The sequence below is a fragment of the Phenylobacterium sp. Root700 genome (assembly GCF_001429025.1).
In the GTDB taxonomy this organism is placed as follows: domain Bacteria; phylum Pseudomonadota; class Alphaproteobacteria; order Caulobacterales; family Caulobacteraceae; genus Phenylobacterium.
Genome location: NZ_LMHT01000022.1, coordinates 168,248 through 185,083, shown reverse-complemented (window position 1 = coordinate 185,083; position 16,836 = coordinate 168,248). Strand labels below are relative to the sequence as shown.

The 16,836-nt window shown below is 67.6% G+C and carries 11 protein-coding genes; 10 read left to right on the top strand and 1 reads right to left on the bottom strand.

What is annotated here, in order from left to right; translation table 11 throughout:
- Window positions 1–453 precede the first annotated feature (453 nt).
- The 3 genes from ASE02_RS11755 (at window position 454) to ASE02_RS11745 (ending at window position 5,401) form a co-directional block, all read left to right on the top strand.
- A complete protein-coding gene (locus ASE02_RS11755; protein ID WP_156406020.1) occupies window positions 454–3,300 on the top strand; it encodes a TonB-dependent receptor domain-containing protein in 2,847 nt (948 codons plus the stop codon).
- A gap of 156 nt (window positions 3,301–3,456) precedes the next feature.
- Window positions 3,457–3,867, top strand: a complete 411-nt coding sequence (locus ASE02_RS11750) for an OsmC family protein (protein ID WP_200957666.1) — start codon at window positions 3,457–3,459, stop codon at window positions 3,865–3,867.
- 100 nt (window positions 3,868–3,967) lie between these two features.
- Complete coding sequence (locus ASE02_RS11745; RefSeq protein WP_056734346.1) at window positions 3,968–5,401, top strand: mannose-1-phosphate guanylyltransferase/mannose-6-phosphate isomerase; 1,434 nt, start codon at window positions 3,968–3,970, stop codon at window positions 5,399–5,401.
- Here the strand turns inward: ASE02_RS11745 and ASE02_RS11740 are convergent.
- Window positions 5,398–5,841: a helix-turn-helix domain-containing protein gene (locus ASE02_RS11740; RefSeq protein WP_056734343.1), complete on the bottom strand. Its 444-nt coding sequence runs from the start codon at window positions 5,839–5,841 to the stop codon at window positions 5,398–5,400. The genes ASE02_RS11745 and ASE02_RS11740 overlap by 4 nt on opposite strands.
- Window positions 5,842–5,916: 75 nt before the next feature.
- On the opposite strand from ASE02_RS11740, the gene ASE02_RS11735 reads away from it, so the two are divergent.
- The 7 genes from ASE02_RS11735 to ASE02_RS11705 all read left to right on the top strand — a co-directional run bounded on the left by ASE02_RS11735 (window position 5,917) and on the right by ASE02_RS11705 (window position 16,781).
- Window positions 5,917–6,636 carry a cation transporter gene (locus ASE02_RS11735; protein WP_235536678.1) on the top strand — a complete coding sequence of 240 codons (720 nt, stop codon included), beginning with the start codon at window positions 5,917–5,919 and terminating at the stop codon, window positions 6,634–6,636.
- Between the two features lie 8 nt (window positions 6,637–6,644).
- The gene (locus tag ASE02_RS11730; RefSeq protein WP_056734338.1) at window positions 6,645–7,007 is read left to right on the top strand and encodes a hypothetical protein; all 363 of its coding nucleotides are present in this window, start codon (window positions 6,645–6,647) and stop codon (window positions 7,005–7,007) included.
- 51 nt (window positions 7,008–7,058) lie between these two features.
- Entirely contained in the window at window positions 7,059–8,312 is a 1,254-nt protein-coding gene (locus ASE02_RS11725) for a TolC family protein (RefSeq protein ID WP_056734337.1), read from the top strand.
- The gene (locus ASE02_RS11720) at window positions 8,309–9,472 is read left to right on the top strand and encodes an efflux RND transporter periplasmic adaptor subunit (protein WP_056734335.1); all 1,164 of its coding nucleotides are present in this window, start codon (window positions 8,309–8,311) and stop codon (window positions 9,470–9,472) included. Before ASE02_RS11725 ends, ASE02_RS11720 begins: the two co-directional genes overlap by 4 nt.
- 3 nt (window positions 9,473–9,475) lie before the next feature.
- Window positions 9,476–12,712 carry an efflux RND transporter permease subunit gene (locus ASE02_RS11715; RefSeq protein WP_156406019.1) on the top strand — a complete coding sequence of 1,079 codons (3,237 nt, stop codon included), beginning with the start codon at window positions 9,476–9,478 and terminating at the stop codon, window positions 12,710–12,712.
- A gap of 266 nt (window positions 12,713–12,978) precedes the next feature.
- A complete protein-coding gene (locus ASE02_RS11710) occupies window positions 12,979–15,141 on the top strand; it encodes a beta-glucosidase (RefSeq protein ID WP_235536677.1) in 2,163 nt (720 codons plus the stop codon).
- Between the two features lie 44 nt (window positions 15,142–15,185).
- Window positions 15,186–16,781, top strand: coding sequence for a carboxylesterase/lipase family protein (locus ASE02_RS11705; protein WP_235536676.1), 1,596 nt, complete (start codon window positions 15,186–15,188; stop codon window positions 16,779–16,781).
- Window positions 16,782–16,836: the final 55 nt, after the last annotated feature.

The window sequence follows — 16,836 nt, the reverse complement described above, 5'->3', positions numbered from 1 at the left end:
AGTGAGACAAGCATAGGTGGTGATCGGTGGCCGGCCGCGAGCAGCGGACGGCCAGTTCCCCGTTGTCTTCAAGGCAAGCCGGGCTAAGTCGGCGGACGCCATCGTGCCGAGAGGCATGGGTGGTGGCCGTGAAACCGTGGATTTTGGCCTCCAACGCCTCGTTTTCGCGGAATCGTCGTCGAAGTGTGACATTCGTGTCGCACTCCAACCCAAAGGCGTAGCCCGAGCGAACGCTGGTCAAATTGTATACAGAGTGCCCTTGACGGCCTGAGTGCAGAATACTGTATACAGTCATCAAGGGAGCGCCGCTCGGCCACAAGGTCGAGGACGCAAACGGGGGAAGCGCAAGCTACTCGAAAACCATCGCCACGAGGCGAGCGTGGAACGCGGGCGTAAGCCTGCGCCTGCGCTTGCGCGGCGAGGGGCAAGACGCCAGGATCTCGGGAGGAATTCTTGAACTATCATCGCCTTACTACTGCGCTCTTCGTGGGGGCCTCGACCCTCGCGATGGCCAACGGGGCCTTCGCCCAAAGCGCCGCGGCGCAGGACGTCGAAGAAGTCATCGTCACCGGCTCGCGCATCGTCAGCGACGGCACGGCTGCGCCCACGCCGGTTACGGTCGCGACGACCGAAGCCTTGGCCAAGTCCGCGCCGGCCAGCATCCCCGATGGTCTGAACCAGCTTCCCCAATTCGCCAACTCGCGCAGCGCCGGCAACCCCGGCGCCTCGGCGACGAGCCCGGCGGCCGGCAACTATCTGAACTTGCGCGGCATCGGCGTGATCCGCGGCCTGGTCCTGCTCGACGGACAGCGCGTCCCGCCCACCAGCTATGACGGCACCGTCGACACCAACATCATTCCGCAGCTGCTGGTTCAGCGCGTCGACGTCGTCACCGGCGGCGCCTCGGCGGCCTACGGTTCCGACGCCGTGTCGGGCGTCATCAACTTCATCCTCGACACCAAGTTCACCGGCGTGAAGGGCGTCGCCCAAGCCGGGATCTCCGACTACAAGGACGACGCCTCGTGGCGCTTCGGCATCGCCGCCGGCGCGAACATCACCGATAAACTGCACGTCCTGTTCAGCGCCGAGCACTATGAGCGCGACGGGATTTCGGACAACGCCAAGCGCCCGAACGGTGACGACAACTGGATCGTCGCGGGCCAGGGCACCGCGGCCAACCCGATCCGCGCCTATCGTGACACGGCCTATATCTCGGCCACCTACGGGACGGTGATCAACAACAACACCGCCTCGATGAACGCCGGCAACCCGTTGCGCGGTTATCACTTCCTGCCGAACGGCCAGCTCGTGCCGTTCAACTCGGGCATCCCGACCGGGACCAGCAACTACTCCTACAACAGCGATGGCGCGGCCATCGTCGGTCACGCCCTGACCGGCAAGATCATCACCGATCAGCTGTTCGGCCGGATCGACTACGAAGTGTCCCCGGACATCAAGCTGTTCGCCCAGCTGACCTTCGCGGAGTCGTTCAACCGCTTCAACACCGTGGGCTCGGGCACCCAGCTCGGCGACTTCCGGATCTTCACCGAGAACCCGTTCCTGCCGAACGGCGTGCGCCAGACCATGGAGGCCGCCGGCTACACCAGCTTCATCGGCGGCCGGATCGGGCGCGACCTCGACTACAAGTGGGTGAATACGCTCAACGACGTCTACACCTTCCTGACCGGCGCCGAGGGGAACCTGGGCGACTATCGCTGGAAGGCCACCTACGGCCACGGCGACTCGCGGGTTCGCGTCACCCACTTCGGCAACCTGATCAATCGCAACTGGTATGCCGCCCTCGACGCCGTTCGCGGCCCGAACGGCAACATCGTTTGCCGGATCACCCAGACCAATCCGGGCATGCAGGACGACTGTATCCCGATCAACATCTTCGGGGACGGCGCGGTCACCCAGGCCCAGAACGACTATGTCATGGGGGTCTCGCAGTATCAGATCGCCCAGAAGATGGACGTCGTCTCGGCGGAAATCTCGGGTGAGCTGTTCACCCTGCCGGCCGGCGTGGTCAGCTTCGCGACCGGCGCCGAGTACCGCAAGCAAGAGCTGCACCAGACCACCAACTCCGATCCGGCTAGCCCGGTTTCGCTGGTGGGCCTGCGCACCAACGTCAACACCTACCTGAACCGGACCGCCTCGACGAACGTCGGCAAGGCTGACGGCGAGTACAACATCAAGGAAGTCTTCGTCGAAACCCAGGTGCCGGTCTTCAAGGACCTGCCCTTCGTCTACAGCCTCGATGTCAACGCCGCGGCCCGCTACACCGACTACTCGACCAGCGGCGGCGTCACGACCTGGAAGATCGGCGTCAGCTACCAGCCGATCGAAGAGCTGCGTTTCCGCTACACCCGCTCGCGCGATATCCGGGCGCCGACGCTGTACGAACTGTTCGCTGGCGACTCCGCCGGGCGTGGGCCGTTCAACGACATCCACACCAACGTCAACCAGACGGCGATCAGCCTTTCCAGCGGCAACCCGAACCTGACGCCGGAAGAAGGCAACACCTACACCGTCGGTGTGGTCTGGCAGCCCCGCTACATCCCAGGCTTCAGCGCCTCGCTGGACTACTACAACATCGAAATCAGCGACGTGATCACCAACATCAGCACGACCTTCTCGAACGAGGAGTGCGAGCGGAGCAACGGGACCTCGCCGCTGTGCGCCAACATCGTCCGGCCGGGTCCGTTCTCGGATCGCTCGCCGAACAACTTCCCGATCTCGGTGCGCTCGACCCCGTTCAACCAGGCGATGGCCTACTATCACGGCATCGACTACGAGGCGGCCTACCGGCTGCAGCTGGACAAGTTCTACGACACTGAAGCGACCCTCGATCTGCGACTGATCGGCAGCTACAACCCGACCCGTAAGACCAAGACCACGGCGACGGCTGCTCCGGTCCAGGCCGCTGGCGCTGATCCTCGCATCGTCAATGGCGGCGCGCCGATCGACCGGTTCAACGTCGTGGCGAACTACACCGACGGCCCGCTCTCGGTGAACCTCCAGGCGCGTTACATCGGTAAGCTGAAGCGGACCAACGATCCGGCCCTGGTGTTCGCGGACAATACGATCCCGGACATCACCTACGTGGACACGACCGTGACCTACAAGTTCGAGGTGGCTGGCCGCGATCTCGACGCCTTCATCACGATCAACAACCTGTTCAATCGCGCGCCGCCGTTCGCCCCGGCGCGGGATCAGCCGGGCATCAGCTATCCGGCGGTCCTGGCCATCCACGACGTGGTCGGCCGCTACTACACCACGGGTATCCGCTTCAAATTCTGATCCGAAGCCAACCCTCGATCACCCCCCGGTATCCTCAACCCCGGCGGCTCCCAAGCCGCCGGGGTCTTTCTTTGTGCGGGCAAGGTAGGACGCCTTGACGGCGCCCCGTCCCATGGCGCGGGGTAGGGGCCGTCAGCCCGGCACGGAGGAGCCGCCATGAGCGCGCCTGGAGAGATGATCATCGCCTCGGTCCACGCCGATCTTGGAGAGACGCCCTACGCGGTGGCCATCGCGGCGGGCCATCATCGGTTGACGGCCGATGAACCCAAGGGACTTGGCGGCGCGGACGCCGGGGCCTCGCCGTTCGGCTACGTCCTGTCGGGGCTTGGGGCGTGCTCGGCGATCACGTTGCGAATGTACTGCGAGCATAAGGCGTGGCCGCCGGTCGGCGTCCACGTGGCGCTGACGCTGCGCATCATCGACGGCCAACGTGTGATTGAGCGCGTGGTGAGCTTCGACGAGGGGCTGGACGAGGGCCAGGTGCAGCGCTTGGCCGAGGTGGTCGAGAAGACCCCGGTCACCTTGGCCCTGAAGGCCGGGATGACCATCAACACCACCATCGAGTAGGTCCCGGCGCAGAACGCCTATTGGGGCACGTTCCTGCCGCCGCTGTGTCATATGCTGGATGGAGCGCTCATGAATCGGCGCCGGTCGAGAAGAGGGTTTCGTGAGTACGCGCCGTTCCAGGATCTTCCCGGTATTGCTGTCCGGCGGAGCGGGCGCGCGCCTATGGCCCGCCTCGCGCGAAAGTCATCCCAAGCAGCTGCTCTCGCTGACCGGCGAGCAGACGCTGCTGCAGATGGCCGCGGCGCGGGTGTCCGATCCGGCCCGCTTCGAGCCGTTGATCGTCGTCGCCAATGTCGAGCACCGTTTCACGATCGCAGAGCAGCTTCGCGTCATCGGCGTTGGGGACCCGCTGATCGCCCTGGAGCCCTGCGGCCGCAACACGGCCGCGCCGACCGTCGTGGCCGCGCTGTTGGCGCTTGATCGCGATCCTGACGCCCTGATCCTGGTGACGCCCGCCGATCACGTCGTGGGCGACAGGGCGCAGTTCCTTCACGCGGTGGAGATCGGGGCGGCCATCGCCGAACAGGGCGCGTTGGTGCTGTTCGGGATCGATCCGACCTCGCCGGTCCCGGACTACGGCTATATCCGTGTTGGCGCGCCGATGGGGCAGGGCGACGAGGCTTGGCGGGTCGCGGGGTTCATCGAGAAGCCCGATCTGGCGGCGGCCGAGGCGTTGCTCAAGACCGGCGACTATCTGTGGAACAGCGGCCTGCTGCTGGCGCCGGCGCGACTGGTTCTCGACGAGATCGAGCGATTGGCGCCCGCCGTCCTGGCCGCGGCGAAAGCGGCGCTGGACGCCTCGCGGCGCGACCTGGATTTCGTGCGGCTGGAGGAAGCCGCCTTCGCCGGCGGCCCTTCGATCTCGCTGGATCACGCGCTGATCGAGCGCAGCGACCGGCTGGCTGTGGTGAAGGCCCGGTTCGATTGGACCGACGTCGGGGCCTGGTCGACGCTGTGGGAGCTCGGCGAGAAGACCTCGGCGGGCAATGTGCTGGTTGGTGAAGCCTTCGCCGAGGCGACGACCAACTCCTATGTGCGTAGCGACGGGCCCGTGGTCGCGACGCTCGGCGTGCATGATCTGATCGTGGTGGCGACGCCTGACGCCGTGCTGGTCGCCGACCGTACGGTCGACCAGGACGTCGGGCGGATTGTCGAAGTCCTGCGCGCCGCGGGACGCGAGGCCGCCACCCAGGCGCGGCGGGTGCGTCGGCCCTGGGGTTGGTACGAGACCGTGCTCGGCGGCGACGGATTCCAGGTCAAGCGGATCACCGTGGCGCCCGGCTGCAAGCTCTCCCTGCAAAGTCACGCTCACCGCGCCGAACACTGGGTCGTGGTCAGCGGCGTGGCGCTGGCGACTATCGGCGACCGGGACGTGACGGTCCGGGCCAACGAGTCTGTCTTCATCCCCCTGGGCGCGCGTCATCGGCTCGCCAATCCGGGCGACCAGCCGCTCAGCGTCATCGAGGTTCAATCGGGCGCCTATCTCGGCGAAGACGACATCGTCCGTTACGAGGACGACTACGCGCGGACCTAGGACGCCAGAGGGGCGGGTGCATCGTGCTCGCCCCCGCAATGGCGGTGATCGCTCAGGACCTCGATCACGCGGCAGTCGGAAACCCGCCCCTGGCAAGCCGCCGAGACCACGCGCTGCAGTTCGCCGCGCAGGGCCTGCAGCCGCGCGATCTTGCTGTCCACCGCCGCCAGTTGCTCGGCCGCCAGGATGTTGGCCTGTTCGCACGGCTGTTCGGGGTCATCGGAGAGCTGCAGCAGGGTGCGGATGGCGTCGACCGCGAAGCCCAGTTGGCGAGCGTGCTTGATGAAGGCCAGGCGGCTCAGGGTCCGCTCGTCATAGATCCGTCGATCGTTGGCGGCGCGCGAGGGCTGGGGCAGCAGGCCGATCTGCTCGTAGAACCGGATCGTCGTGACCTTGACGTCGGTGGCCTTGGCGAGGGCGCCGATGGAGAGCTGAGACATGGGCGAGGCGTCCGGTTGCGGTTCCTGAAAATAGGGGCTTGATCCTCTAGTGGCTAGAGGATGCAGGTTGGGCTCATGTCGAGCTGTACCTCATCTCCCGAGACCAAGTCTGAGTCGCCAGCCAGCGGATGCGGTTGCGGCCATGCGGTGGTCTTCGACGGCGCCTCCGTCGGTTATCGCCGCGCCCTGATGGGCGTGATCGCCATCAACCTGGTCGGCTTCGCGGTTGTCGCGGTCGGCGGCCTGATGGCCGGTTCGGCGTCGCTGGCGGCCAACACCCTGGATTTCGCGGCCGATGCGGCGACCTACGCCCTCAGCCTTTGGGCCATCGGCAGGAGCGTCCAGGTGCGCGCCGGCGCGGCCTTGATCAAGAGCGCCAGCTTGGCGGCGATGGCTGCTGGCATCCTCTGTTTCGCCATCTGGCGGGCCCTGAGCGGCGCGACGCCGGAGGCCGGCGTGATCTCCGGTCTTGGCCTGTTCGGTGCGGCCGCCAACCTGTTGGCGGCGCTGCTCCTGGTTCGCTACCGCAACGGCGACGCCAATGTTCGTTCGGTCTGGCTCTGCACCCGCAACGACATGATCCAGTGCCTGGCGGTGGCGGCGACCGGCGTCGCGGTCGGCGTGACCGGGTCGCGCTGGCCCGACTTGCTGGTCGGCGTGCTGCTCGCCGCGGTGTTCCTGCGCTCAGCCTGGCAGATCACGGCCCAGGCGCGTCAGGAGCTTCGTGAAGCCAAGTCGACCGAGGCGAACCGTGATTTTGTAACGCATTCCCGCCCATCGACGTCGCAGCTATAGACGCCGCGATGACGGGACTCAAAACATGGTGGCGCAAGCTCGGCGGCCTGATGGCCGTCTGCCTGCTGACGACCTTGTTGGCGGCCCCGATCCTCGACGCCGTCCTCTGCGAGGCGGACAGTGAAGCCGCGGTTGCTACGTCGCAGCAGGACCATGTCCTGCCCTCCAGCGACCATCCGGACGACGGTCACGGGGGCGGTTCGTCGGCGGCCTGTCCCCATGGCCATTGCCACCACGGTGTTGGGTTCGGGGTGCTCGCGGTCGAGACCACCACTGAATTGAGCCCGCTCGATCAGCACTATCTGGCGCCGCCTTCCACGCGCCACGCTTCCCGAGCTCCCGCCGGACTCGAGCGACCTCCACGCGCCTGACGGACTACGCGCGCCTGCGCGCGTCTCATCCGTCATCACGCGAGGATTTCCATGACTTCCCCCTATCGCCGGTGGCCGCTTTGCGCGGTCATGGCAGGTGTCGCCCTGTCTGCGGGCGCGGCGTCCGCCGACCCTGCGCCGCCCTACCCAGAACTGCTCCGCCAGGCCCAGACGACGTCGCCGCGCTTGGCCGAAGCGCGCGCCGAGATCGCCCGTGCGACCGGGTTGGCCCACCAGGCGGGCGCCCGGCCCAACCCGATCTTGGGCGTCGAGATCGAGAATTTTTCCGGGTCCGGTCCCTACAAGGGCTCAAGCCTGGCCGAGACCACGGCGAGCCTTGAACAGACCCTGGAACTCGGCGGCAAGCGCGGAGCCCGTGTCGAGGCCGGCCGGGCTGAGGTCGAGGCTGCGCGCCGCCGCGCCGCCGAGGCCGGCGCAGCCTTCGCCTACGATCTCGCAGCCGCCTATGCGGGGGCTGAGGCGGCCGAGCGCCGCGTTGAATTCACGACGGAAGCCGTGGCTCTCGCCGAGGAGGACGCCAGGGTTGCGAGCGCCTTGGTGGAGGCCGGACGGGAGGCCGATCTGCGTCGCGTCCAGGCGATGGCCGCGGTCCAGGCCGCCAGGGCCGGGCTCGACGAGGCGCGGGCGGCGCGGGCGACCGCGTTCGGGGCGCTGACCGTCCTGGCCGGAGCGCCGACGCCGCTCAGTTCGATCTCCACGAGCCTGTTGGCGCAGGCCGATCGGAAGCTCACGATCTCGCCGCTCGATCCGCTGGCTAGCCCAGGCTACCTCGCCGCCCAGGCCGAGCGTGAAGCCGCCGCCCGGCGGATCCGGGTCGAACGCACCCGGGCGACGCCGGATCTTTCCATCTCGCTCGGCGTGCGCAGGTTTCAGGAAGACGACACGACCGCGATGGTCGCCGGCGTCTCGGCGCCATTCCCGCTGTTTGACCGCAACCGGGGAAACATTGGGGCGGCGCAGGCCGAGCTAAGCGCCGCCGAGGCCCGGCTGGAGGCCGCGCGGCTCGACGCTGAAGCCGGCGCCAGGGCGGGTGTCGCCCGTGTCGCCGCCACCGACAGCCGGCTGGTCGCCGCGCGAGAGGGGGAGCGGACGGCGGAGGAAGCCTATCGCCTGACCCGCATCGGATACGAGGGCGGCAAGCTCGCCCTCGTCGAACTGCTGGGCGCCCGTCGGGCGCTCGCCGACGCCCGCGCCCAAACCTTGGATGCAGCCTTGGAGCGCCTGAGCGCCCAGGCCGTGCTTGCGCGCCTGCAAGGCCGCGCGCCCTTTGGAGAACAACCGTGAAGCAAGACAAATCCCGCCTCTACGGCGGTGTGGCGGCCGCTGTTATCCTCGCCGGCCTGGGCGGTTTTAGCCTGGCGAAGCTGAGCGACGGCAAACCGGTCACCGCAGTCGCCGCCGCTGCTGAAGCCGAGCATGAAGAAGGCGAACCCGGGGTCGTCGTGATGGAAGCCGGAGCGATCCAGGCGACCGGCATCGTTGTCCAACCGGTCTCGGCCGGCGGCTTTGCGGGGGAGATCCTCACGCAAGGCACGGTCGCGGCCACGCCAGGAGGCGAGGCGGTGTTGACGGCCCGCGCCGCTGGGGCGGTGACCCGCATCTACAAGCGACTGGGCGATCCGGTCCGCGCCGGTGAAGCCTTGGCCGTGGTCGAGAGCCGCGAGGCGGCGCAGATCGCCGCTGACCGTTCGGTGGCCGCAGCCCGCGCGACCCTGGCCCAGACGACCCTGGCGCGTGAACGCCGTCTGTTCGAGCAGCGGGTCTCGGCCCGGCAGGACTATGAGCAGGCGCAGGCGGAGGCGGCGGCTGCCAATGCAGAGGCCCGCCGCGCGCAGGTCGCCGCCGGGGCGGCGAACGTCACGGCCGATGGCCGCGGGGTCATCGTGGCCAGCCCGATCTCAGGCCAGATCACCGCGTCGACCGCGAACCTGGGCGCCTTTGTCCAGCCGGAGACCGAACTCTTCCGGATCGCCGATCCGAAGCTGATCCAGGTCGAGGCCTCAATCGCCGACATGGACGCGCCGAGGATCAAGCCGGGTGACCGCGCCGTCATCGAGACGGCGGACGGGAGGGCGATTGAAGGCAAGGTGCGGTCGATCACGCCGGGGCTGAACGCCGAGACGCGCGCGGCGACCGCGGTGTTGGACGTGTCTCCGGACGGACTGCAGCCGGGTCAATCGGTGCGGGCTCGCATCATCCCGGGCGTCGCCAGCGGGTCGAAGGCGATCGTGGTTCCCGATGAGGCCGTCCAGAGCGTCGAGGGCCATGACGTGGTGTTCGTGCGCACGGCCGCGGGCTTCGAGGCGCGGCCGGTGACGGTTGGGCAGCGCAGCGCCGGGCGGGCCGAGATCGTCAGCGGGCTGGCGGCGGGGCAGGTCATCGCCGCCCGCAACGCCTTCCTGCTGAAAGCCGAACTCGGCAAGGGCGAAGGCGAGGGGCATTAGGTCATGATCGCAGGTCTCATGGCCCTTTCCGTCCGGGCGCGCTGGGCAGTCATTTTCATTGTCGCGATCATCTCGGGGATCGGCGTCTGGCAACTCTCGAAGTTGCCGATCGACGCGGTGCCCGACATCACCAACAATCAGGTGCAGATCAACACCGTCGATCCGGGACTGTCGCCCGTCGAGATCGAGAAGCGGGTGACCTTCCCGGTGGAGACAGCGCTGGCCGGCATCCCCGGCCTGGAAACCACGCGTTCGGTGTCGCGGAACGGCTTCTCGCAGGTGACGGCGGTCTTCAAGGAGAACGTCGACCTCTATTTCGCCCGCCAGCAGGTGAGCGAACGGCTCGCCCAGGCGCGCGACGACCTGCCTGAAGGGGTTCAGCCGCAGATCGGCCCGGTGACCACGGGGCTGGGCGAAGTCTTCATGTACACCGTGGACTTCGCTAATCCGGGCGGGAAGGGCGCAAAGGCCAAGGACGGCCAGCCCGGCTGGCAGTCGGACGGCGCCTTCCTGACGCCTGAAGGCGAGCGCCTGACCGATGACGTGGCGCGCGCGGCCTATCTTCGGACCGTGCAGGATTGGATCATCAGTCCGCAACTGCGCACCGTGCGCGGCGTGGCCGGTGTCGACTCCATCGGCGGGTTCCAGAAACAGTATCTGGTCGAACCCGATCCGGTGAAGCTCAGCGCCTATGGCGTGTCGTTCTCCGAACTGGCCAAGGCCCTCGAGGCCGCGAACCTGTCGGTCGGCGCCAATTTCCTGGAGCGCGGCGGCGAGGCCTATCTGGTTCGCGCCGACGCCCGCATCCGCTCGATCAACGAGATTTCGGACGCCGTCATCGCCACGCGAGGCGGCGTGCCCGTCCGGGTGCAGGACGTGGCGGCGGTCAGGATCGGCGGCGAACTGCGCACCGGCGCCGCCAGCATGAACGGCCACGAGGTGGTGGTCGGCACCGCCTTGATGCTGATCGGCGAAAACAGCCGCACCGTCGCCAAGGCGGTGGGCGAAAAGCTCCAGACCGTCGAAAAGTCGTTGCCGGTCGGGGTGAAGGTCACGCCGACCTTGGACCGCTCCAAGCTGGTCAACGCCACCATCGCCACGGTTCAGCGCAACCTGTTCGAAGGCGCGGTCCTGGTCGCGATCGCGCTGTTCTTCCTGCTCGGCAATGTCCGCGCGGCGCTGATCGCGGTGCTGATCATTCCGATCTCGTTCTTGATGACCGGCATCGGGATGAACACGCTCGGGGTCTCCGGCAACCTGATGAGCCTGGGCGCCCTCGACTTTGGCCTGATCGTCGACGGGGCGGTGATCATCATCGAGAACTGCCTGCGCCGCCTGGCCGAGCGACAGCACCTCGAAGGCCGGCTGCTCAATCTTCGGGAGCGGCTGGAGGAGACCATGCTGGCCTCCCAGGAGATGATCCGCCCGACTGTCTACGGCCAAGGGGTGATCTTCCTGGTGTTCGCCCCGCTGCTCACCTTCACCGGCGTCGAGGGCAAGACCTTCTCGCCGATGGCGATCACCTTGATGCTGGCCTTGGCCGCAGCGTTCGTCCTGTCGCTGACCTTCGTCCCCGCGATGGTCGCGCTGCTGATCCGGGGCAAGGTGGCTGAGAAGGAAGTCTGGGCCATCGCCAAGATCAAGCAGCGTTATGAGCCGGTCCTTCGGCAGGCCGTGGCTCGGCCCTGGCCGTTCATCGGAGCGGCGGCGGGCGTCTTCGTCCTCTGCGGCGTGGCCTTCACCTTCCTGGGGCAGGAGTTCATCCCCCAGCTTGATGAGAAGAACCTGGCGCTCGCTTCACAGCGCGTACCGTCCACGTCGTTGGAACAATCCCTGCGGATGCAGCGGGGGGTGGAACAGGCGATCAGCAGCCTGCCGGAGGTGGACTACATGTTCTCCAAGACCGGCACCGCCGAGGTCGCGACCGATCCGATGCCGCCGAACATCTCCGATGGTTTCGTGATCCTCAAGCCCCAGAAGGAGTGGCCCAAGGACGTCAAGACCAAGGAAGAGGTGATCGCCCGCGTGGAGGCCAAGGCCAACGCGCTGATCGGTCAGGGCTACGAGCTCAGCCAGCCGATCGAACTGCGCTTCAACGAGCTGATCGGCGGGGTGCGCGGCGACGTCGCGGTGAAGATCTATGGCGACGATCTCGATAAGATGAGCGCCACAGGGGCTCGGATCGCCGCGGCGTTGCAGTCCACGCCGGGCGCGGCTGACGTGCGGGTGGAGCAGGTGAGTGGCGCGCCGGCCCTCGACGTCCGGTTCGACCGGGCGGCCATCGGGCGGTTCGGGCTGACCGTTGAGGAGGTGGCCGACACGGTCGCCGCCGCGATGGCGGGGCGCGAGGCCGGGCTGTTGTTCGAGGGCGACCGCCGCTTCGACGTCGTGGTCCGGGTTCCGCAGTCGACCCGCAACGATCTGGACGCCCTGGGCGCGCTGCCGGTGATGCTGCCGGAGGAAGGCGGTCATTCGCGCGGCTCCGTGCCGCTCAGCCAACTGGCTCAGTTCCGCTATGTCGAGGGGCTCAACCAGATCAGCCGCGAGGGCGGGAAACGGCGGGTGGTCGTCCAGGCCAATGTCCGTGGTCGCGACGTCGGCTCGTTCGTCACCGAAGCGCGCCCGAAGGTGGAGGCCGTGGCCTTGCCGCCGGGGACGTGGATCGAGTGGGGCGGTCAGTTCCAGAACCTGCAGGCCGCTTCCCAACGGTTGGCGATCGTGGTGCCGATCTGCTTCGCGGCGATCTTCGCTTTGCTCTACCTGGCGCTTGGCGGGTTCGCGCCGGCCATCGCGGTGTTCGTCGCCGTGCCGCTGGGACTGGGCGGCGGGGTCCTTGCACTGGCTATGAGCGGGATCAACTTCTCGGTGTCGGCGGCGGTTGGTTTCATCGTCCTGGCGGGCGTCGCGGTCCTGAACGGCCTGGTGGTGATGAGCAGCATCCGCCAGCGTCTGGAGGCCGGGATGGCGCTCACCCAGGCGATCATCGAAGGCGCGATGGAGAAGGTGCGCCCTGTGGTGATGACGGGTCTTGTCCCGGCTATCGGCTTCATCCCGATGGCGCTCGCCAGCGGCACGGGGGCTGAGGTGCAGAAGCCCCTGGCCATGGTCGTCATCGGCGGGCTGATCACCGCCACGGCGCTCACCCTGTTGGTGTTGCCGGCCATCACCCAGGTTGTCCTGGGCCTGGCCGAGCGCCGTTCACCTCGGCGCGCGGGACCAGTCCCGGCGGCGGCGGAATAGCGCTGGAAGATCAGAGGCCCCGGCGCGCACGCGTCGGGGTCTCGTCTTCTGGCCGGCTGGTCGTGTTCCGGCTCATCGAAGGGCGCCGGAGCAATGCGAATTGACAACGTTACCAGAGTGGGCGCAGCATTGGTCGTCGTCATGGTGCGCGGATGTGCGCCCGTGAATGCGACGAGGAAACCGCTCAGCGGTTCGTGAGGGGGGAACGAGCTATGCTCGAACGTCGATGGCGCCGGCGTGGCGTGGAACTTGTGGCTGTCACAGCAATGGCGTGGACGGCTTCGGCCGCAGCGCAGGATCGGACCCAGGCGCCGGCTCAGCGAGCCGCGGCGACGGTCGGTCAGATGACCCTGGATGAGAAACTCTCCCTGGTGCACGGCTATTTCGGCGCGAGCCTGAAGGGTGCGCCGCCGCCGATGAATGCAACGCCGCCGAAGGAGGCCCTGGGAGGGGCTGGCTATGTTCCCGGCGTGTCGCGGCTGGGCGTGCCGGCCTTGCAGGAGAGCGACGCCAGCCTGGGCGTCGCCAACGGCGGCAATATGCGGCCGGGCGATCAGGCCACGGCGCTGCCGTCAGGCCTCGCCACCGCCTCGACCTGGAATCCGCAGCTCGCCCATGACGGCGGGGCGATGATCGGAACTGAGGCCCACGCCAAAGGCTTCAACGTGCTGCTGGCCGGCGGGGTCAATCTAGCGCGGGACCCGCGCAACGGCCGCAACTTTGAATATCTCGGCGAGGACACGCTGCTGGCCGGCGTCATGGCGGGGGAGTCGATCGCCGGCATCCAGAGCCGCCACGTGATCTCGACGGTGAAGCACTTCGCGATCAATGACCAGGAGACCGGTCGGATGACGCTGAGCTCCGACATCGATGAGAAGGCGATGCGCGAGACCGATCTGCTGGCGTTCGAGATCGCCATCGAGCGCGGCAAGCCCGGCGCGGTGATGTGCTCCTATAATCGCATCAACGGCGAGTATGGCTGTGAGAACGACTTCCTGCTGAACAAGGTGCTGAAGGGCGACTGGGCCTACCCGGGTTGGGTGATGTCGGACTGGGGCGGCGTGCACTCGACGGTGAAGGCCGCGATGGGCGGCCTGGACCAGGAGTCGGCCCACACCTTCGACAAGCAGGACTTCTTCGGCGCGCCGTTGAAGGCCGCCGTCGAAAGCGGCCAGGTGCCAATGGCGCGGCTGGACGACATGGCCGGCCGGATCCTGCACAGCATGTATGCAGTCGGCGTGGTCGAGCATCCGCCGGTCAAGCGCGACATCGACAAGGCGGCCCACGCCGCGGTCGCCCAGAAGGTCGCCGAGGAAGGCGCCGTGCTGCTGAAAAACGAGGGCGGATTGCTGCCGTTGGCGGCCCAAGCCAAGTCCATCGCGGTGATCGGCGCCCATGCCGACGTGGGCGTGCTTTCGGGGGCCGGATCCTCGCAGGTGATTTCGTATGGCGGATCGGCCTTGGAGCTTCCCGGCAAGGGCGCCTTCGGGGGCCTGTTCAAGATCGTCTACCACGCCTCGTCGCCGATGAAGGCGATCGCGGCGGCGGCTCCGGGTGCGAAGGTCAGCTTCTCCGGCGGCCAGGACATCGCCGCCGCCGTAGCGGCGGCCAAGCAGGCCGAGGTGGCCATCGTCTTCGCCGAACAATGGCAGACCGAGATCCAGGACGCGCCGAACCTGTCGCTGCCGGATGGTCAGGACGCCTTGATCGCCGCCGTCGCAGCCGCCAATCCGCGCACGATCGTGGTGCTGCAGACCGGAAATCCGGTGTTGATGCCCTGGCTGTCCAACGTCGGGGCCGTGCTCGAGGTCTGGTATCCGGGGCAACGGGGCGGGGAGGCCATCGCCAACATCCTGTTCGGCAAGGTCAATCCGTCCGGCAAGCTGCCGATCTCTTTCCCGCAAAGCGAGGCGCAGCTTCCGCGTCCCAAGATCCCCGGCTCGGAGCTCAAGTTCGTTCTGTTCGGCGGCAATGATCCGCTGTTCAGCGTGCCCTATCCGGAAGGTTCGGAGGTCGGCTATCGCGGCTTTGAGGCACGCGGGCAAAAGCCGCTGTTCCCCTTCGGCCATGGGCTTTCCTACACCCACTTCACCTACGGCGGCTTGAAGGTGGCAGGCGGGGAGACGCTGAAGGTGAGCTTCACCCTGACCAACGCCGGAGCCCGCGAGGGCATGGAGGTGGCGCAGGTCTACGCCACCCCGCCTGGTCAACAACGCCGTCTGATCGGTTGGAAGAAGGTGGCGCTGAAGCCGGGCGAGACTCGCAAGGTCGAGGTGTCGGCCGACCCGCGGCTGTTGGCAGAGTACGACGTCAAGGCTCCGGGCTGGCGGGTTTCGGCGGGCGATTACGCCGTCGCCGTCGGCGCGAGCTCGGCGGACCTGCGACTGAACGGCGCCTCGCGCGTCACCGCCACGCTGCTGAAGCCATGAGAAACAAACACAAAGCGCGGCCTCGTGCCGTTGGGGAAAAAGCTATGAACGGCAAGATGAGTGCTCTGGGCGCGGCCCTGGTGGTCGGCCTCGCGAGCAGCGGGGCGCACGCTGCGGAGACCCGGACTGAAGTGGTTCGGACCCAGAGCGGCCAGGTCCAAGGCGTGGTCAAGGATGGGGTTGCCGCCTTCAAGGGCGTGCCGTTCGCGGCCCCGCCGGTCGGCGACCTGCGCTGGCGCGCGCCGCAACCGGCCCCGGCCTGGAGCGGTATCCGCCCAGCGGCCGAGTATGGCCATGACTGCGCGCAGAAACCGTTCCCGAGCGACGCAGCGCCCCTGGGGACGGCGCCGTCCGAGGACTGCCTGGTCATGAACGTCTGGCGTCCGGCCGCGGCCTCCAAGGCCAAGCTGCCGGTGATGGTCTGGATCTATGGCGGCGGCTTCGTGAACGGCGGTTCGTCGCCGGAGGTCTATGCCGGCGACCAGTTCGCCAAGCAGGGCGTGGTTCTCGTCAGCTTCAACTATCGCCTCGGCCGGTTCGGGTTCTTCGCCCACCCCGCGCTCAGCAAGGAGAGCCCGAAGGGGCCGCTCGGCAACTACGGGTTCATGGACCAGATCGCCGCGCTCAAGTGGGTGCAGAGGAACATCGCCGCTTTTGGCGGTGACCCAAGCAATGTCACGGTCTTCGGAGAATCGGCGGGGGGCTTCTCGGTCCACACCCTGCTGACGACGCCGGAGGCCAAGGGGCTGTTCCACAAGGCGATCGTCGAGTCCGGCGGCGGACGGGGCACCATGGCCCCCGGTCGCCGCGTCAGCGGGACCACCGCCGGGGCGCCGCCTTCGGGCGAGACCGTCGGGCTGGCCTTCGCCAAGAGCGTTGGGATTGAAGGCGAGGACGCCGCCGCCTTGGCCGCGCTGCGCAAGCTCCCGACCGACGCCGTCATCGCCAATCTGAACCTGATGACCATGTTCGCGCCCACACCGACCTACGCCGGGCCGATGACCGACGGCCTGATCGTGGTGGATGAGCCGGAACGGATCTACCGGGCCGGCGGCGGCGCCAATGTCCCGTTGATGGTCGGCGCCAACAGCATGGACATCGGGATCTCGATGGCCCGGACCTTGGATGAGATCTACGCGCCCTTCGGGCCTGCGAACCGAGCGGCGGCTCAGGCGGCCTACGATCCCAAGGGCACGGGCAGCGTCGGCGCGGTCGGGTCGCTGGTCGCCAGCGACAAGATGATGGTCGAGCCGGCGCGGTTCGCGGCCAAGGCCTGGTCGCATCTGAAGCGGCCGGTCTACGTCTTCCGGTTCTCCTATGTCGCTGAGTCGATGCGCAAGGAATGGCCAGGCGCTCCGCACGCCACGGAAATCCCGTACGTGTTCGACACGGTCAAGGCCAAGTACGGCGAGGCCCTGACCCCCTCCGACGCCAAGATCGCGCAACTCACCAACGCCTATTGGGTGGCCTTCGCGAAAACAGGTGATCCTAACGGCGACGGTCGTCCGGCCTGGCCGGTCTATGATCCGGCGAGTGATCAGATTCTGGATCTGGCCAATGATGGAACCGCCGCCAAGGCCGATCCTTGGAAGGCGCGGCTCGATCTCACCGAGCAGGCCGTCGACGCAGGCCAGCACTAGTCTTGGGCGCGGCCTCGTCTGATACGACGAGGCCGCTTCCTTCAGATTTCCGCGC

Coding starts and splice junctions, on each gene's coding strand:
- ASE02_RS11750 (WP_200957666.1), top strand. CDS start 3,457: ATGAGCGCGCCTGGAGAGATGATCATCGCCTCGGTCCACGCCGATCTT.
- ASE02_RS11740 (WP_056734343.1), bottom strand. CDS start 5,841: ATGTCTCAGCTCTCCATCGGCGCCCTCGCCAAGGCCACCGACGTCAAG.
- ASE02_RS11735 (WP_235536678.1), top strand. CDS start 5,917: ATGTCGAGCTGTACCTCATCTCCCGAGACCAAGTCTGAGTCGCCAGCC.
- ASE02_RS11730 (WP_056734338.1), top strand. CDS start 6,645: ATGACGGGACTCAAAACATGGTGGCGCAAGCTCGGCGGCCTGATGGCC.
- ASE02_RS11725 (WP_056734337.1), top strand. CDS start 7,059: ATGACTTCCCCCTATCGCCGGTGGCCGCTTTGCGCGGTCATGGCAGGT.
- ASE02_RS11715 (WP_156406019.1), top strand. CDS start 9,476: ATGATCGCAGGTCTCATGGCCCTTTCCGTCCGGGCGCGCTGGGCAGTC.
- ASE02_RS11710 (WP_235536677.1), top strand. CDS start 12,979: ATGGCGTGGACGGCTTCGGCCGCAGCGCAGGATCGGACCCAGGCGCCG.
- ASE02_RS11705 (WP_235536676.1), top strand. CDS start 15,186: ATGAACGGCAAGATGAGTGCTCTGGGCGCGGCCCTGGTGGTCGGCCTC.